15 protein-coding genes and 1 pseudogene are annotated in these 16,562 nt (G+C 71.5%); 10 read left to right on the top strand and 6 right to left on the bottom strand.

The window, feature by feature from the left end:
* Positions 1 to 32 precede the first annotated feature (32 nt).
* Positions 33 to 152: pseudogene (locus ACZ7DE_RS35170) on the top strand (DNA-binding response regulator); the annotation flags it as partial.
* A gap of 126 nt (positions 153 to 278) precedes the next feature.
* Here the strand turns inward: ACZ7DE_RS35170 and glgX are convergent.
* Complete coding sequence (gene glgX, locus ACZ7DE_RS35165) at positions 279 to 2,513, bottom strand: glycogen debranching protein GlgX (protein WP_470768418.1); 2,235 nt, start codon at positions 2,511 to 2,513, stop codon at positions 279 to 281.
* A gap of 152 nt (positions 2,514 to 2,665) precedes the next feature.
* Between glgX and ACZ7DE_RS35160 the strand changes: the two genes are divergently transcribed.
* From ACZ7DE_RS35160 to ACZ7DE_RS35120, 9 genes are all read left to right on the top strand, one after another.
* Entirely contained in the window at positions 2,666 to 3,901 is a 1,236-nt protein-coding gene (locus ACZ7DE_RS35160) for a L,D-transpeptidase (protein ID WP_470768416.1), read from the top strand.
* 231 nt (positions 3,902 to 4,132) lie between these two features.
* Positions 4,133 to 5,380 carry a L,D-transpeptidase gene (locus ACZ7DE_RS35155; protein ID WP_470768414.1) on the top strand — a complete coding sequence of 416 codons (1,248 nt, stop codon included), beginning with the start codon at positions 4,133 to 4,135 and terminating at the stop codon, positions 5,378 to 5,380.
* Positions 5,381 to 5,479: 99 nt separating this feature from the next.
* Positions 5,480 to 6,247: an enoyl-CoA hydratase/isomerase family protein gene (locus ACZ7DE_RS35150; RefSeq protein WP_470768412.1), complete on the top strand. Its 768-nt coding sequence runs from the start codon at positions 5,480 to 5,482 to the stop codon at positions 6,245 to 6,247.
* 289 nt (positions 6,248 to 6,536) lie between these two features.
* On the top strand, positions 6,537 to 7,040 hold the full coding sequence (locus ACZ7DE_RS35145) for an ATP-binding protein (protein WP_470768410.1): 504 nt from the start codon (positions 6,537 to 6,539) through the stop codon (positions 7,038 to 7,040).
* An 88-nt stretch (positions 7,041 to 7,128) separates the two neighbouring features.
* Positions 7,129 to 7,956 carry a polysaccharide deacetylase family protein gene (locus tag ACZ7DE_RS35140; RefSeq protein WP_470768408.1) on the top strand — a complete coding sequence of 276 codons (828 nt, stop codon included), beginning with the start codon at positions 7,129 to 7,131 and terminating at the stop codon, positions 7,954 to 7,956.
* Positions 7,956 to 9,152, top strand: a complete 1,197-nt coding sequence (locus ACZ7DE_RS35135; RefSeq protein ID WP_470768406.1) for a YncE family protein — start codon at positions 7,956 to 7,958, stop codon at positions 9,150 to 9,152. Before ACZ7DE_RS35140 ends, ACZ7DE_RS35135 begins: the two co-directional genes overlap by 1 nt.
* An 87-nt stretch (positions 9,153 to 9,239) precedes the next feature.
* Positions 9,240 to 10,154, top strand: a complete 915-nt coding sequence (locus tag ACZ7DE_RS35130; RefSeq protein WP_470768404.1) for a helix-turn-helix domain-containing protein — start codon at positions 9,240 to 9,242, stop codon at positions 10,152 to 10,154.
* Positions 10,155 to 10,224: 70 nt separating this feature from the next.
* Positions 10,225 to 10,437 carry an EF-hand domain-containing protein gene (locus ACZ7DE_RS35125; protein ID WP_470768467.1) on the top strand — a complete coding sequence of 71 codons (213 nt, stop codon included), beginning with the start codon at positions 10,225 to 10,227 and terminating at the stop codon, positions 10,435 to 10,437.
* 172 nt (positions 10,438 to 10,609) lie between these two features.
* On the top strand, positions 10,610 to 11,272 hold the full coding sequence (locus tag ACZ7DE_RS35120) for an NADPH-dependent F420 reductase (protein ID WP_470768402.1): 663 nt from the start codon (positions 10,610 to 10,612) through the stop codon (positions 11,270 to 11,272).
* A 25-nt stretch (positions 11,273 to 11,297) separates the two neighbouring features.
* Here ACZ7DE_RS35120 and ACZ7DE_RS35115 read toward each other — a convergent pair whose 3' ends face one another.
* The 5 genes from ACZ7DE_RS35115 to gcvT form a co-directional block, all read right to left on the bottom strand.
* Positions 11,298 to 11,840 (bottom strand): MOSC domain-containing protein, encoded by a 543-nt coding sequence (locus tag ACZ7DE_RS35115; RefSeq protein WP_470768400.1) that lies wholly within the window; start codon positions 11,838 to 11,840, stop codon positions 11,298 to 11,300.
* Between the two features lie 336 nt (positions 11,841 to 12,176).
* Positions 12,177 to 13,544, bottom strand: a complete 1,368-nt coding sequence (locus ACZ7DE_RS35110; RefSeq protein WP_470768398.1) for an L-serine ammonia-lyase — start codon at positions 13,542 to 13,544, stop codon at positions 12,177 to 12,179.
* A gap of 66 nt (positions 13,545 to 13,610) precedes the next feature.
* Positions 13,611 to 14,891, bottom strand: a complete 1,281-nt coding sequence (gene glyA / locus ACZ7DE_RS35105) for a serine hydroxymethyltransferase (protein ID WP_470768396.1) — start codon at positions 14,889 to 14,891, stop codon at positions 13,611 to 13,613.
* A gap of 14 nt (positions 14,892 to 14,905) precedes the next feature.
* Positions 14,906 to 15,283, bottom strand: coding sequence for a glycine cleavage system protein GcvH (gene gcvH / locus ACZ7DE_RS35100; RefSeq protein WP_470768394.1), 378 nt, complete (start codon positions 15,281 to 15,283; stop codon positions 14,906 to 14,908).
* A 117-nt stretch (positions 15,284 to 15,400) separates the two neighbouring features.
* Complete coding sequence (gene gcvT / locus ACZ7DE_RS35095) at positions 15,401 to 16,528, bottom strand: glycine cleavage system aminomethyltransferase GcvT (RefSeq protein WP_470768392.1); 1,128 nt, start codon at positions 16,526 to 16,528, stop codon at positions 15,401 to 15,403.
* Positions 16,529 to 16,562 lie beyond the last annotated feature (34 nt).

Raw genomic sequence — 16,562 nt, 5'->3', positions numbered from 1 at the left:
CCGTCGCATCCCCCGATCGGCTGATGCGCGTCGCCATCCGCGAACCGACCCGCCGCGGGGCACGCGCCAAGATCCTGGTCCCGACCACGTACGGCACGGACTCCGACACCCTCCCGGCGATCGGGGCGGGCTACCTGCTCAAGGTCGCCCCGGGCACCTCTCCGCCCGCGAACACGAGGCCCTGACCCTGGTCGCCGTGCGGAGACCGCCGACCCCCCCCGGCCCGCCCGAAGCCGCCCTCCCCGGCCGGCTTCACGGGTGCTGCCTCCGTGACGCCCTCACCCCACCACCCGCAGCAACAGCACCGCCCGCCCCGGCACCGTCACCGCGACCCCCGCGGGAAGGGGCACCCCCGGCGCGTCCTGCTGCTCCTCGCGCGAGGTGTCGACGACCACCTCGTACCGCTCCGCCCACGGCGGCCCCGGCAGGACGAAGTCGACCGGCCGGTCCCCGGCGTGCAGGACGGCGAGAAAGCTGTCGTCGGTGATCGGCGCGCCCCGCTCGTCCCGGCCGGGGATGTCCCGTCCGGAGAGGTACATCCCGAGGGTCGCCGCGGGCGCGTACCAGTCCCCCTCGGTCATCTCCGTGCCCTGCCGCGTGAACCAGGCCAGGTCCCGCAGTCCGTCCGCCGAGTGGGCCCGGCCGGAGAAGAAGGCGCGACGGCGGAGCACCGGATGGCGGTGGCGCAGGGCGATCAGCCGGGAGGTGAGGTCGAACAGGCCCCGCCATCCCGGGTCGTCCAGCAGCCCCCAGTCCACCCAGCTGATCTCGTTGTCCTGGCAGTAGGCGTTGTTGTTGCCCCGCTGGGTGCGGCCGAGTTCGTCGCCCGCGACCAGCATCGGCACGCCCGTCGACAGCAGCAGCGTCGTCAGCAGGTTGCGCAGCTGGCGTCGCCGCAGCGTCAGCACCCGCTCGTCGGCCGTGTCGCCCTCGGCGCCGCCGTTCCAGGAGCGGTTGTCGTTCGAGCCGTCCCGGTTGCCCTCTCCGTTGGCCTCGTTGTGCTTGCGCTCGTAGGACACCAGGTCACGCAGGGTGAAACCGTCGTGGGCCGTCACGAAGTTCACCGACGCGTAGGGGCGCCGGCCGCCCCAGGCGTACAGGTCGCTCGACCCCGACAGCCGGTAGCCCATCTCCCGCACGTCCGGCAGCGCGTGCCGCCAGAAGTCGCGCACGGTGTCGCGGTAGCGGTCGTTCCACTCCGTCCACAGCGGCGGGAAGGCCCCCACCTGATAGCCGCCCGATCCCACGTCCCAGGGCTCCGCGATCAGCTTCACCCGGCGCAGCACCGGGTCCTGCGCGATCACCGCGAGGAACGGGGACAGCATGTCGACGTCGTGCATGGAGCGGGCCAGCGCCGCCGCCAGGTCGAAGCGGAAACCGTCGACGCCCATCTCCGTCACCCAGTAGCGCAGCGAGTCCGTGATCAGCCGCAGCACGTGCGGCTGGACGACGTGCAGGGTGTTCCCGCAGCCCGTGTAGTCGGCGTAGCGCCGGGCGTCGGACTGCAGGCGGTAGTAGCCGCGGTTGTCGATGCCCTTCAGCGACAGGGTCGGTCCCAGCTCGCCGGCCTCCGCCGTGTGGTTGTAGACGACGTCGAGGATCACCTCGATCCCGGCCGCGTGCAGCGCGCGCACCATCCGCTTGAACTCGCCGACCTGCTGGCCGGTCGTCCCCGAGGCGGCGTACGCGGCGTGCGGGGCGAAGTATCCGATCGAGTTGTAGCCCCAGTAGTTCTTCAGGCCGCGGCGCAGCAGATGGTCCTCGTGCGCGAACTGGTGGACGGGCAGCAGTTCCACCGCCGTCACCCCCAGCCGCACCAGGTGGTCCACGGCCGCCGGGTGCGCCAGCCCGGCGTACGTGCCGCGCAGTTCCTCGGGGATGTCCGGGTGCAGCCGGGTGAAGCCGCGCACATGCAGTTCGTAGATCACCGAGTCCGCCCACGGGGTCTTCGGGCGGCGGTCGTCGGCCCAGTCGTCGTCATCGTGGACGACGACCCCCTTCGGGACGTGGGGCGCGGAGTCCCGTTCGTCGCGCACGGTGTCGGCGACCTGCTGCTGGGGCCAGTCGCGGACGTGTCCGTACACCTCCGGGGGCAGTGCGAAGTCACCGTCGACCGCCCGGGCGTAGGGGTCCAGGAGCAGCTTCGCCGGGTTCCAGCGGCCCCCGGTCCACGGGTCCCAGCGGCCGTGCACCCGGTAGCCGTACCGCTGGCCCGGCATGATCCCGGGCACGAAGCCGTGCCAGATCTCGTGGGTGAGCTCGGTGAGGCGGGCGCGGGTCTCCCGGCCGGCCTCGTCGAACAGGCACAGCTCGACCGCCTCCGCCCCGCCCGCCCACAGCGCGAAGTTGGTGCCCGCGACCCCGTCCGGGCCGACCCTGAACCGGGCGCCCAGCGGTGTGGACGCACCCGGCCACACGGGCGGGCCCGGCACCTTGCGCGGCGCACCGTTCACGACGGCGGCCGGGGTGGCGCGCTCGGCCGCCACCGCCTCCTGCTCGGCTGCGCTGGACACCCTTCAGCCTCCCGCGGCTCGTGGAACGACGTGGGAGAAGAGCGCGCGGTGTCCCGGCCGCGGCTCCCCGTCGCGTCATCCTCACCCCATTCTGCCCAGAGCGGCCCTCGCACTCACGTTTCCCCGGAGCGTGCCCGGTCGTTGGGCACGCCGTGAGGCACGTACATGGGCGCGCACGGCGCGCGGGGGTCGCACTGGCCGCCGTACTGACATGGGCAGGACTACTGGCCGGGGCCGCCGGCTGCACCGGAGGCGACAGCCGGAGCGGACTCGAGCGGATGCTCGGCAAACCGCCGGCTCCCGAGGACGTCATCCGCGTCACCCCGCAGGACGGCGCCAAGGGCGTGCGTCCCGGGGAGGGGCTGCGGGTGCGGGTGCCCGACGGGCGGCTGGAGTCGGTGAAGGTCGTCCGGTCGCAGGACGCCCAGGACACGGAGGTGAAGGGCAGGGTCGCCGCGGACGGCCTGAGCTGGCGGCCGGACGACGACCGGCTCGGGCTCGCCGCCCGTTACACCGTGGACGTCGTGGCCCTGGACGGCGACGGCAACCGCTCGGCCCGCCACACCACGTTCACGACGTACGTCCCCGAGGAGCGCTTCATCGGCTACGTCACCCCCGAGGACCGCTCCACCGTCGGCACCGGCATGATCGTCTCCCTGGAGTTCAACCGGGCGATCGCCGACCGCGCGGCCGTCGAACGGGCCGTCCGCGTCACGGCGCAGCCCGCGGTGGAGATCCGGCCGCACTGGTTCGGCGACGCCCGGCTCGACTTCCGCCCCGAGGAGTACTGGAAGCCCGGCACCAGGGTCACGGTCGCGCTCGGGCTGCGGGACGTCGAGGGGGCCCCCGGGGTGTACGGGCTGCAGGAGAAGTCGTTCTCGTTCACCGTCGGCCGCAGCCAGGTGTCCCTGGTGGACGCGGCGAAGCACACCATGCAGGTGCGGCGGGACGGCGAGCTGCTGGCCACCGTGCCGATCACGGCCGGGTCGCCGAAGAACACCACGTACAACGGCAGGATGGTGGTGACCGAGATGCTGGAGCTGACCCGGATGAACGGCGCCACGGTCGGCTTCAAGAAGGCCAACGGCAAGGGCGAGTACGACATCCCGGACGTGCCGCACGCCATGCGCCTGACCAGCTCCGGCACCTTCCTGCACGGCAACTACTGGGCGGACGACGTCTTCGGCAGGGCCAACGTCAGTCACGGCTGCGTCGGCCTGCGGGACGTCAAGGGCGGCGCCTCGGACACGCCCGCGGGATGGTTCTTCGACCGCAGCCTCGTCGGGGACGTCATCGAGGTCGTCCACAGCAAGGACAAGCAGGTCGCCCCCGACAACGGCCTCGGCGGCTGGAACATGACCTGGGAGGAGTGGACGGCCGTGGAGTGACCCGCGCAGCGGCCCCCGGAACGACCGCGCGAACGGCCCGCGGAGAATCCCGCGCGAATACCTCGCCCACCCGGCACAACCTTCCCCGCGTTCCCATGGTCCAAGTTGGGACTGAACGGTGACATTTTCGGCCCGTCCAGGCCGTTGACCTTGTGGTTAATATGCGGCGAACGCGGGGGACGCGTCGCTGTGCGGGCCCGGGGAGGGCCCGGGGGAGTGGGGAGAACGACTTTGAACGTGCGACCGATACCGGGGGCGTCGGTTGGGGGGCGCTCACGCGGCCGCAACAAGCGGCTGGCGGTGATCCTCGGCGGCGTGCTGCTCGCCGTCACCGCGTGCGGCGGCGGTGACTCGGACTCCGGGGCCGACGCGAAGAACGCCGGCGGCGACGGTGCTTCCGCCACCGCCGAGAGCAAGCAGTCGGAGGCGGTGGTCACCATCGCGCCGAAGACCGGAGCCAAGGACGTCGACACCAGCGGCGCCCTGAAGGTCACCGCGGCCAAGGGCAAGCTGACCGAGGTCACGGTCAAGGACACCAAGGGCAGGAAGATCGAGGGCGCGATCTCGGCCGACGGCGCCGGCTGGACGCCCGCCACCCACCTGGCCGCGTCCACCGCGTACCAGGTGCACGCGGTCGCCAAGGACTCCGCGGGCCGCACGGCCGCCGAGGACTCCTCCTTCACCACGCTGAGCCCGACGAACACCTTCATCGGCAACTTCACGCCCGAGGACGGCTCCACCGTCGGCGTCGGCATGCCGTTCTCGGTCAACTTCACGCGCGGCATCACCAAGCCGGACGACGTCGAGAAGGCCATCAAGATCAAGACCGTGCCGGCCGTCGAGGTCGAGGGCCACTGGTTCGGCAACGACCGCCTCGACTTCCGTCCGGAGAAGTACTGGAAGGCCGGCACCAAGGTGACGGTCGAGATGAACCTGGACGGCGTCGAGGGCCGCAAGGGCGTCTACGGCAAGCAGTCCAAGACCGTCTCCTTCACCATCGGCCGCGACCAGGTGTCCGTCGTGGACGCCAAGAAGCACACGATGAAGGTCACGCAGGAGGGCAAGGTCGTCAAGACCATCCCGGTCACCACCGGCAAGTCCGGCTACGCGACCTGGAACGGCCAGATGGTCATGAGCGAGAAGTTCACCGTGACCAGGATGAACGGCGACACGGTCGGCTACGACGGCGAGTACGACATCAAGGACGTCCCGCACGCCATACGCCTGACCAACTCCGGCACCTTCGTGCACGGCAACTACTGGGGCGGCGACGCCTTCGGCAACTACAACGCCAGCCACGGCTGCATCGGCCTGCGGGACGTGCGCGGCGGCTACGACAGCTCCGTCGCGGCCGCGTGGTTCTTCAACCACTCGATCGTCGGCGACGTGGTGGTCGTGAAGAACTCCACCGACCCGACGGTCGACCCGGCCAACGGCCTCAACGGCTGGAACATCCCCTGGGCGGAGTGGAAGAAGTAGGGCAGGGGGCATCGCAGAGGCGACGCTCTCCCCGGCGGACCCGGTGCTGTGACATACGGCACCGGGTCCGCCGTCGTTAGTGGTGGTTAACCTGCTGGCATGACCGTGAATCTCGAAGTCGCCGAAGGCGTCGGCACGCTCCGCCTCGAGCGTCCGCCCATGAACGCACTGAACGTCGCCACCCAGGACCGTCTCAAGGAGCTCGCCGAGGAGGCCGCCCGGCGGGACGACGTCCGCGCGGTCGTCGTGTACGGCGGCGAGAAGGTGTTCGCGGCCGGCGCGGACATCAAGGAGATGCAGGCGATGGACCACGCCGCGATGGTGCTGCGCGCCCGCGCCCTGCAGGACTCCTTCACCGCGGTGGCCCGTATCCCCAAGCCGGTCGTGGCGGCCGTCACCGGATATGCGCTGGGCGGCGGCTGCGAGCTCGCGCTCTGCGCGGACTTCCGCATCGCCGGGGACGACGCCAAGCTGGGCCAGCCGGAGATCCAGCTCGGGCTGATCCCCGGCGCCGGCGGCACCCAGCGGCTCTCCCGGCTGATCGGCCCCTCCAAGGCGAAGGACCTGATCTTCACGGGTCGCATGGTGAGGGCCGACGAGGCGCTCGCCCTGGGGCTGGTGGACCGCGTCGTCCCGGCCGCCGACGTGTACACCGAGGCGCACGCCTGGGCCGCCAGGCTGGCGCAGGGCCCCGCCATCGCGCTGCGCGCCGCGAAGGAGTCGATCGACACCGGTCTGGAGACGGACATCGAGACGGGCCTGGCGGTCGAACGCAACTGGTTCGCGGGCCTCTTCGCGACGGCCGACCGTGAGATCGGCATGCGCAGCTTCGTCGAGGACGGCCCGGGCAAGGCCAAGTTCCTGTGAGTGAAGTCTCCTTTCAAGTCGCCGATATCACTTGCAATTGACGGAGCGTCTCATCCGGGTCCCTCGATGGGGCGGTTTATGGGAACCTTAAGGCACCCTTAAGCCTGCCTTGTCGAGGGATTCCGTACCTTGCGCACGGAGGGATCGACGCCGCAGGTCGCCAGGGGTGCATCGACTGCTTCACTGCCCCTGGCATATGCCGTGCGCCTCGCCCGGAGCCGTGCCGCCCGGGGGGCGTATTCCGACGGAACGGCCCCCAAGGGGTCGGCGGGCGGCCATGATGGGGGGCATGGCGGGGCTGGAGGGCATCGAACAGCCGCGGGGACAGAGCCGTGCGATTGCGGCGCGCTGGACGCCTGCGGCCGAGGACGAACGGGCGCTCAAGGCGCTGGAGTTGTTCGGAAACCCCACGGAGGGCGAGGTGTCGCTGCCGTCCCGCCCCGAGTCCGCCGCCACGGCCCGCCGGCTGGCCCAGGTCGTCGTCCTGCGCCAGTGGGGGCTGACCCCCAAGATGACGGAGGACACGGTCCTGCTCGTCTCCGAACTCGTCGGCAACGCCGTACGGCACACCGGAGCCCGCGTCTTCGGTCTGCGGATGCGACGGCGGCGCGGCTGGCTCCGCGTCGAGGTCCGCGACCCCTCCCGGGGGCTGCCCTGTCTGATGCCGGTGCAGGAGCTCGACGTCAGCGGCCGGGGCCTGTTCCTCGTCGACAAGCTGTCCGACCGGTGGGGGGTCGACCTGCTGCCGCGAGGGAAGACGACGTGGTTCGAGATGCGGGTCGCCGACCGTTAGACCGTCCACGAGGGGCCGGGTGAGGCACCGGGGCGGCCCGCTGCGTCAATGGCCCGAATTGCGGCATATCACCCTTTAAATGGGGTGGGTGACCACATCCGACCGTCGTACCGCGTTGCGGGCGGGCGCCGGGCTCGTCGCCGGGGGTGCGTTCGCGGCCGCGTGCTCGCCCTCCGGGACCACCTCAGGCGCCGTCGCCGCCCGCCACGCCCCCACCACCGCGGCCGCCACCACCGCGGCTCCCGACTCCGCGCCCCCGGCCTCCGGGGCCGCCGTCCGCCCCCGTGCCGCCCCCGCCCCCCGCGCCTTCCCCCGGCAGCCCGTCCAGATCGCCCACGGGCCCCGTGACCGCCCCCGCGTCGCGCTCACCTTCCACGGCCAGGGCGAACCCTCCGTCGCCCGCGCCCTGCTCGGCGAAGCCGAACGGCACGGCGCCCGGGTCACCGTCCTGGCCGTCGGGGCCTGGCTCGACGAACACCCCGACCTCGCCCGCAGGATCCTCGACGGCGGCCACGACCTCGGCAACCACACCCAGCGCCACCTCGACGTCAACGCCATGTCCGAGGCCGACGCGACGGCCGAGATCACCGCGTGCGCCGAGCGGCTGCGCAGGCTCACCGGGTCCATCGGCACCTGGTTCCGCCCCTCCCGCGCCGCTCGCGCCTCCCCGCTCGTCGAGCGGCTGGCCCGCCGCGCCGGCTATCCGCACGTCCTCTCCTACGACGTCGACTCCCTCGACTTCACCTCGCCCGGCGCCCCCGCCGTCGCCCGCAACGTCCTCGGCGAGATCCGCAACGGGTCCGTCGTGAGCCTGCACTTCGGGTACGCGGACACCGTCGCCGCCCTGCCCGCCGTACTGGACGAACTCGCCCGCCGCCGACTGCGGGCGGTCACTGCCACGGAGCTGATCGGCTGATGCACCGAAACCTCGTCACACGCGCGCTGCTCACCGGCGCGGCGCTCGCCGTCCTCGCCGCCTGCGGAGCCGAGACCGAGGGCGGCTCCGCCCGGGACGGCTCGGACGGCGCCACCCGGGCGGCCGTCCCGGCGCCGGCCAAGAAGGCCGCGAAACCGGTCGTCGACGGGCTGCCCGGCATGCCGCCCGTGCTGGACCCGAAGGACGTCTACGCCGCCGACCGCCCCAACCGGCTCTCCCCGGTGGTCGCGGACTTCCCCTCCCGGGTCTACGTCCCCAACACCGAGTCCGACACCGTCTCCGTCATCGACCCGAAGACGTACCAGGTGATCGACACCCTGCACGTCGGACGGCAGCCCCAGCACGTCGTCCCCTCCTGGGACCTGAAGACGCTGTGGGTCAACAACAACCGGGGACACACGCTCACCCCCGTCGACCCCAGGACCGGCAAGGCGGGCAAGCCCGTCGAGGTGCACGACCCGTACAACCTCTACTTCACGCCCAACGGCAGATACGCCGTGGTCATGGCCTCCCTCGACCGTGAGCTCGTCTTCCGCGACCCGCACACCATGAAGCGCGTCAAGACCGAACCGGTCACCTGCTACGGCGTCAACCACGCCGACTTCTCCCTCGACGGGAGGTACTTCATCGTGTCCTGCGAGTTCAGCGGCGAGCTGCTGAAGGTCGACACCGAGAAGATGAAGGTCGTCGGACAGCAGAAGCTGCCGTTCAAGGGCGCGATGCCGCAGGACGTCAAGGTCTCGCCCGACGGGAAGCGGTTCTACGTCGCCGACATGATGGCCGACGGCATGTGGGTCGTCGACGGCGACACGTTCGGCAGGCCGGAGTTCCTCCACACCGGCAAGGGCTGCCACGGGCTGTACGTCAGCCGCGACTCGCGCGAGATGTACGTGTCCAACCGCGGCGAGGGCACCGTCTCCGTCTTCGACTTCCACGAGAACGCGCTCACGAAGAAGTGGCGCCTTCCGCAGGGCGGCAGCCCCGACATGGGCGGCGTCTCGGCCGACGGCAAGGTCCTGTGGCTGTCCGGACGGTACAACTCCGAGGTGTACGCGATCGACACCCGGACCGGACGCCAGCTCGCCCGGATCAAGGTCGGCAGGGGACCGCACGGCCTCGCCGTCTACCCGCAGCCCGGCCGCTACTCGCTCGGCCACACGGGGATCTTCCGCTGACGCGGGCGCGGGCCGGGTCCCGTGCCGCCGCCCCGGGACCGGCCGCTGCTTGAGTCTCCACCCGCTGGAGGGCCCACACTCGTCCCCATGACCCACGACGGCACCGGACTCCTCGCCATCGGAGAACTGGCCCGCGCCACCGGACTGACCGTGCGCACCATCCGCTACTGGTCCGACGAGGGCGTCCTGACCCCCGTGACCCGCTCGGCCGGCGGCTACCGCCTCTACGACGCGGAGTCCGCGGCCCGGCTGGAGCTGATCCGCACCCTGCGCGAGCTGGGTCTCGGCCTGGCCGACGTGCGCCGGGTGCTGGCCGGGGAGCGCACGGTCGCGGAGGTCGCGGCGGCCCATGTGAGCGCGCTGGACGCGCAGATCCGGTCGCTGAGGACGACCCGTGCGGTGCTGTCGTCCGTGGCGCGACGCGGTTCGAGTGCGGAGGAGATGTCCCTGATGAACAAGCTGGCACGGCTGTCGGCGGCCGAGCGCAAGCGGATCGTAGACGACTTCATGGCGGAGATCTTCGACGGCCTCGACGCCGCCGACCCCGACATCCGCACCCGGCTGCGGTTCGCGGCGGCCGACCTGCCGGACGACCCCACCCCGGAGCAGGTCGACGCCTGGGTGGAGCTGGCCGAGCTGATCCAGGATCCCGAGTTCCGGGCGCTGATGCGGAAGATGGTGGAGTTCAACGCGGCGGACCGGGGGCCGGAGGTGCCGGCGGGCACCTCACTGTGGTTCATGAGCCGTCTGGTGCAGCTCGGCGGCGAGGCGCTGCGGCAGGGCCTCGCCCCCGACGACCCGGCGGCCGAGCGGTTCCTGCGTGACCTGCTCGGCAACGCCGACCGCTCCGCCGTCCTGGACCGGCTGACCGCCGCGTCGAACGAACGCGTCGCCCGCTACCGGGTGTTGTGGTCCCTCGTGAGCGGTCACGGATGCCCGCGGAGCTACGACGAGGAGTTCTCCTGGGTGGTCGCCGCACTGCGCGCCCACCGGGGCCGTTAATCTGACCTCCGTCAGTAGGACGGCAAGACAGCACGTATGACCGCAAGGCATGAACAAGAGGGGCGGATCGGTGGCCGACATCGAAGAAGCGCGCAAGCAGTTCCAGCGGATCGACACGGACGGTGACGGATTCATCACCGCGGCCGAGTTCAAGACCGCACTGGCCCAGGGGGGCGACTGGAACGTCACGGAGTCGGTGGCCGAGGTCGTCATCAAGAGCCGCGACCTGAACGGCGACAAGGTCCTGTCGTTCGACGAGTTCTGGGCGTACCTCAGCAAGTGAGCTGAGCCGAGCCGAGAGGGGGCGCCGCCGGTGCGGCGCCCCCTTCGTCGTGCCGGCCGCTCGACGACGGGGTGGCCGCATGGCGGAATAGTCTTCCCCGGCCCGGGGTTGACGCCGTCCAGACGCATGCATGTGCATCGATTATGGATCGCTCTGGAAGGCAGGGTCTGTCATGAAGATCGGCATCATCGGCGCGGGCAACATCGGCGGCAACCTCACCCGGCGCCTGGCCGCCCTCGGCCATGACGTCTCCGTCGCGAACTCCCGCGGCCCGCAGACGCTCACCGGGCTCGCCGAGGAGACGGGGGCGACCCCCGTCCCCGTCGAGGAGGCGGCGCGCGGCGCGGAGATCGTGGTGATCACGATCCCGCTGAAGGCGGTCCCGGACCTGCCGTCCGGCATCCTGGACGGCGCGGCCGACGGCGTGACCGTCGTCGACACCAACAACTACTATCCGCAGCAGCGCGACGGCCGGATCGCGGGCATCGAGGACGAGGGCCTCACCGAGAGCCGCTGGGTCGAACGCCAGATCGGCCACTCCGTCGTCAAGGCCTTCAACGGCACCTACGCCCAGGACATCCTGGACCGCCCGCTGCCCGCCGGCGACCCTGCCCGCATGGCGCTCCCGGTGGCCGGCGACGACGAGGCGGCGAAGGCGAAGGTCCGGGCCCTGATCGACGAACTCGGCTTCGACACCGTCGACGCGGGCGGCATCGACGACTCCTGGCGCCAGCAGCCCGACACCCCCGTCTACGGCCTGCAGGCCGGCGTCGAGGCGGTCGCCAAGGCCCTGACCGAAGCGAGCCCGGAACGCCCGGCGGCCTTCCGGGGCTAGTGCCGTCGTCAGTCCGCCCTCCGGTTCACACGATCGCGAGGGGCACGTGCGGCCCGTCCGGCAGCTCGACCGTGATCGAGTCCCCGGGCCGCACCACGCCCCCGCACAGCACGACGCTCATGATCCCGGACCTGAACGCCGGCCGGCCGTCCGGGCCGGTCCCGACGACCTGCTTCATCAGCCCCTTCTGGAACGCGTCGATCTGCGCGCAGGGGTTGCGCAGCCCCGTCACCTCCACCACGGCCTGCGCGCCCAGCCGCAGCCGTGCCCCGACGGGCAGCCCGAGGAGGTCGACCCCCCGCGTGGTCACGTTCTCCCCGAGCTGCCCGGCGGCCACCTCGAACCCGGCCGTGCGCACCTCCTCGAAGAGCTCCTCGTGAATGAGGTGCACCTGCCGCAGATTCGGCTGTGAGGGATCCTTCCTCATCCGGAACCGGTGCTTCACCGTGACTCCGGCGTGCACGTCCCCCTCCACCCCGAGCCCGGCGACCAGCGTGACGCTCTCGCGGTTGGGCTTGGTGAAGGAGTACGTGCCGTTACTGCTGACGGCAGTGACCGAACCGTTCATCCCTGAAGGCTCCCCTCTGTCCGCGCCCCCGGCGGGCCGGGGCCGAAGTCCGGCGCCGGGAACGTGCCGGGGACATCGTCGGACGCTCGCCCACAAGCTATCCGGCGGCGCCCCGCCGCCCGAAGGCGGCTCCGGGGGAGCGGCCTCGGCCCGCGGACTGCGGACGGTCTTCCCCGCGGCCGACGGCGAGCCGTTCCAGCAGATCGTGCCCGCCGACGAGATCACGCTTCCCTCTACCGCAAGGGGGAGTTCGGCCCGGTGGTGCACCGGCCGGCCCCCGCCGGGGCAGGACGGTCCGGCCGGTGCTGCGACCGGTGAACCCTCCCGGTCACGGCACTAGCACTCGATGATGTTCACGGCCAGCCCGCCCCGGGCCGTCTCCTTGTACTTGACGCTCATGTCCGCGCCGGTGTCCTTCATCGTCTTGATGACCTTGTCCAGGGACACCTTGTGCGAGCCGTCGCCGCGCATCGCCATCCGGGCCGCCGTGACGGCCTTCACCGCGGCCATGCCGTTGCGCTCGATGCAGGGGATCTGCACCAGGCCGCCCACGGGGTCGCAGGTGAGGCCGAGGTTGTGCTCCATGCCGATCTCGGCGGCGTTCTCGACCTGCTCGGGAGAGCCGCCGAGGACCTCGGCGAGCGCGCCCGCCGCCATCGAACAGGCCGAGCCGACCTCGCCCTGGCAGCCGACCTCCGCGCCGGAGATGGAGGCGTTCTCCTTGAACAGCATGCCGATCGCGCCGGCCGCGAGGAGGAAGCGGACCACGCCGTCCTCGTCCGCGCCGGGCACGAAGTTCACGTAGTAGTGCAGGACCGCCGGGATGATGCCGGCCGCGCCGTTCGTGGGGGCCGTCACGACCCGGCCGCCGGCCGCGTTCTCCTCGTTGACCGCCATCGCGTACAGCGTGATCCACTCCATGGAGTGGGCCAGCGCGTCCCCCTCCGCCCGGAGTTGACGGGCCGTCATGGCGGCGCGGCGGCGCACGCGCAGGCCGCCCGGCAGGATGCCCTCCCGGGACATGCCCCGCGACACACAGGACTGCATCACGCGCCAGATCTCCAGCAGCCCGGCCCGGATCTCCTCCTCGGTGCGCCAGGCGCGCTCGTTCTCCAGCATCAGCGAGGAGATCGACAGGCCGGTCTCCTGCGTCAGGCGCAGCAGTTCGTCACCCGTGCGGAAGGGGTACTTCAGCACCGTGTCGTCCAGCTTGATGCGGTCCGCGCCGACCGCGTCCTCGTCGACGACGAAACCGCCGCCGACCGAGTAGTAGGTCTTGGACAGGAGTTCCGCGCCCGAGGCGTCATGGGCCCACACCGTCATGCCGTTGGCGTGGTAGGGCAGGGCCTTGCGGCGGTGCAGGACCAGGTCGTCGTCGAAGGAGAACGGGATCTCGTGCGAGCCCAGCAGCCGCAGCCGGCCGGAGTCCTTGATCTGCTCGACCCGGTCGTCCGCGCCTTCCACGTCGACCGTGCGGGGCGAGGAGCCCTCCAGGCCGAGCAGGACCGCCTTGGGGGTGCCGTGGCCGTGGCCGGTCGCGCCGAGCGAGCCGTACAGCTCGCAGCGGACCGACGCCACGGCGTCCAGCAGGCCCTCGTTGCGCAGGCGCCGCGCGAACATGCGCGCCGCGCGCATCGGGCCGACCGTGTGGGAGCTGGACGGGCCGATGCCGATCGAGAACAGGTCGAAGACCGAGATGGCCACGGGAACTCCTCGGGACGGGGGTGGCGGGGCGCCCGGCACCGGGTGCCGGGCGCCCCACCGGGGGACTTACTTGTTCAGGACGGGATACAGCGGGTGCTTGTCGGCCAGGGCCGTGACCCGGGCCTTCAGCGCCGACCGGTCGGCCTCCGGGAAGGGCGAGGGCGCCGTCAGCGTCTGCGCGATCACGTCCGCGACCTCGGCGAAGTCCTCGGCCGTGAAGCCGCGGGTCGCCAGGGCGGGCGTGCCGATCCGCAGACCCGAGGTGACCATCGGGGGCCGCGGGTCGTTCGGGACCGCGTTGCGGTTGACCGTGATGCCGACCTCGTGGAGCCGGTCCTCGGCCTGCTGCCCGTCCAGCTCCGACTCACGCAGGTCGACCAGGATCAGGTGGACGTCCGTGCCGCCGGACAGGACGTTCACACCGGCCGCGCGCGTGTCGTCGGCCGTCAGACGCTCGGCGAGGATGCGCGCACCGTCCACTGTACGGCGCTGGCGCTCCTTGAAGTCCTCCGAGGCCGCGACCTTGAAGGAGACCGCCTTCGCCGCGATCACGTGCTCCAGGGGACCGCCCTGGAAGCCCGGGAAGACGGACGAGTTCAGCTTCTTCGCGAACTCCTTCTTCGCGAGGATGACGCCGCCGCGGGGGCCGCCCAGCGTCTTGTGGGTGGTCGAGGTGACGACGTCGGCGTACTCCACCGGGTTCGGGTGCAGGCCCGCCGCGACGAGACCGGCGAAGTGCGCCATGTCCACCCACAGGTACGCCTCGACCTCGTCGGCGATCCGGCGGAACTCGGCGAAGTCCAGCTGCCTCGGGTACGCCGACCAGCCCGCGATGATCACCTTCGGGCGGTGCTCCTTGGCGAGCTTCTCCACCTCGGCCATGTCGACCAGGCCGGTCGCCTCGTCCACGTGGTAGGCGACGACGTCGAACTGCTTGCCGGAGAAGTTCAGCCGCATCCCGTGGGTCAGGTGGCCGCCGTGCGCCAGGTCCAGGCCCAGGATCGTGTCGCCGGGCTGGGCCAGCGCGAACAGGGCGGCCTGGTTGGCGGAGGCGCCCGAGTGCGGCTGGACGTTGGCGTACTCGGCGCCGAACAGCTCCTTGATCCGGTCGATCGCGATCTGCTCGGCGACGTCGACGTGCTCGCAGCCGCCGTAGTAGCGGCGGCCCGGGTAGCCCTCGGCGTACTTGTTGGTCAGCACCGAGCCCTGCGCCTCCATGACCGCGAGCGGAGCGAAGTTCTCCGAGGCGATCATCTCGAGCGTGGACTGCTGACGGTTCAGCTCGGCGTCGACCGCGGCGGCGATCTCCGGATCGAGCTCGTGCAGGGGCGTGTTCAGGACGGACATGCGTCTACGACTCCTCAGCCGGCGGTGTAGGCGGTGTACTCGTCTGCGGACAGCAGGTCGTCCGGCTCGTCCGTGACGCGTACCTTGAACAGCCACCCGCCCTCGAAGGGGGCGGAGTTCACCAGCGCCGGGTCGTCGACGACGTCCTGGTTGACCTCGGCGATCTCACCGGAGACCGGCGCGTACAGCTCGCTGACCGACTTCGTCGACTCCAGTTCGCCGCAGGACTCGCCCGCGGTCACCGCGTCGCCGACCTCCGGGAGCTGGACGAAGACCACGTCGCCGAGCGCGTTGGCCGCGTGCTCCGTGATGCCGACCGTCGAGACGCCGTCCTCGGCGACCGACAGCCACTCGTGCTCCTTGCTGTAGCGCAGCTGCTGGGGGTTGCTCATGGCCTGAATTCTCCTGTACGCGGGGGAGTGCTGATGAATGGGGGGCTGCTCAGGGCGTGCGTGAGCAGCGGAAATGTGCTCAGTGTCACGCGTGGGACGCGGGACCGCGCCCAGTGTCTACTTCTCGCGCCGGTAGAACGGCAGCGCCACGACCTCGTACGGCTCGTGGGCGCCGCGGATGTCCACACCCACGCCCGCCGTCCCCGGCGCCGCGTGGGCCGCGTCGACGTACGCCATCGCGATCGGCCTGCCCAGGGTGGGCGAGGGCGCACCGGAGGTGACCTCGCCGATCACCTCTGCGCCGGCGACGACCGCGTACCCGGCGCGCGGGACACGACGCCCCTCGGCGACCAGGCCGACGAGGACGCGCGGGGGCTTCTCCTGCGCCAGCGAGGCCGCCGCGGCGAGCGCCTCGCGCCCCACGAAGTCGCCCTCCTTCTGGAACTTCACCACCCGGCCGAGCCCGGCGTCGAAGGGGGTCAGGGAGGTGCTGAGCTCGTGCCCGTACAGCGGCATGCCCGCCTCCAGGCGCAGCGTGTCCCGGCAGGACAGCCCGCAGGGGACCAGTCCGGCGCCCTCGCCGGCCTTCGTCAGCGCCTGCCACAGCTCCACGGCGTGCTCCGGCTTCACGAACAGCTCGAAGCCGTCCTCGCCGGTGTAGCCGGTACGGGCGATGAGCGCAGGGACGCCGGCCACGGTGCCGGGCAGGCCGGCGTAGTACTTCAGGCCGTCGAGGTCGGCGTCGGTCACCGACCGCAGGATTCCCGGCGCCTGAGGTCCCTGCACGGCGATCAGCGCGTAGGCGTCACGGTCGTCGCGGACCTCCGCGTCGAAGCCCTCGGACCGCTCCACGAGCGCGTCGAGCACGACCTGCGCGTTGGAGGCGTTGGCGACGACCATGTACTCGGTCTCGGCGAGCCGGTAGACGATCAGGTCGTCCAGGATGCCGCCGTCGGCCCGGCAGATCATGGTGTAGCGGGCGCGGCCCACGCCGACGGCCGCGAGGTCGCCGACGAGCGCGAAGTTCAGCAGGGCGGCCGCCTGCGGGCCGGTGACGGTGATCTCGCCCATGTGCGAGAGGTCGAAGAGCCCGGCCTTCGTGCGGACGGCGTTGTGCTCGTCGCGCTCGGAGCCGTAGCGCAGGGGCATGTCCCAGCCGGCGAAGTCGGTCATCGTCGCGCCGAGCGAACGATGCAGGGCGTCGAGCGCGGTGCGGCGCACGTCAGAGGGTTCGGTACTGCTCATCGGTCGGTCGTCTCCCAAAGGCATGACAGGCGAG

It is taken from the genome of Streptomyces sp. NPDC037083 (genome assembly GCF_055606485.1).
This window is presented reverse-complemented; position numbering and strand designations above follow the sequence as displayed.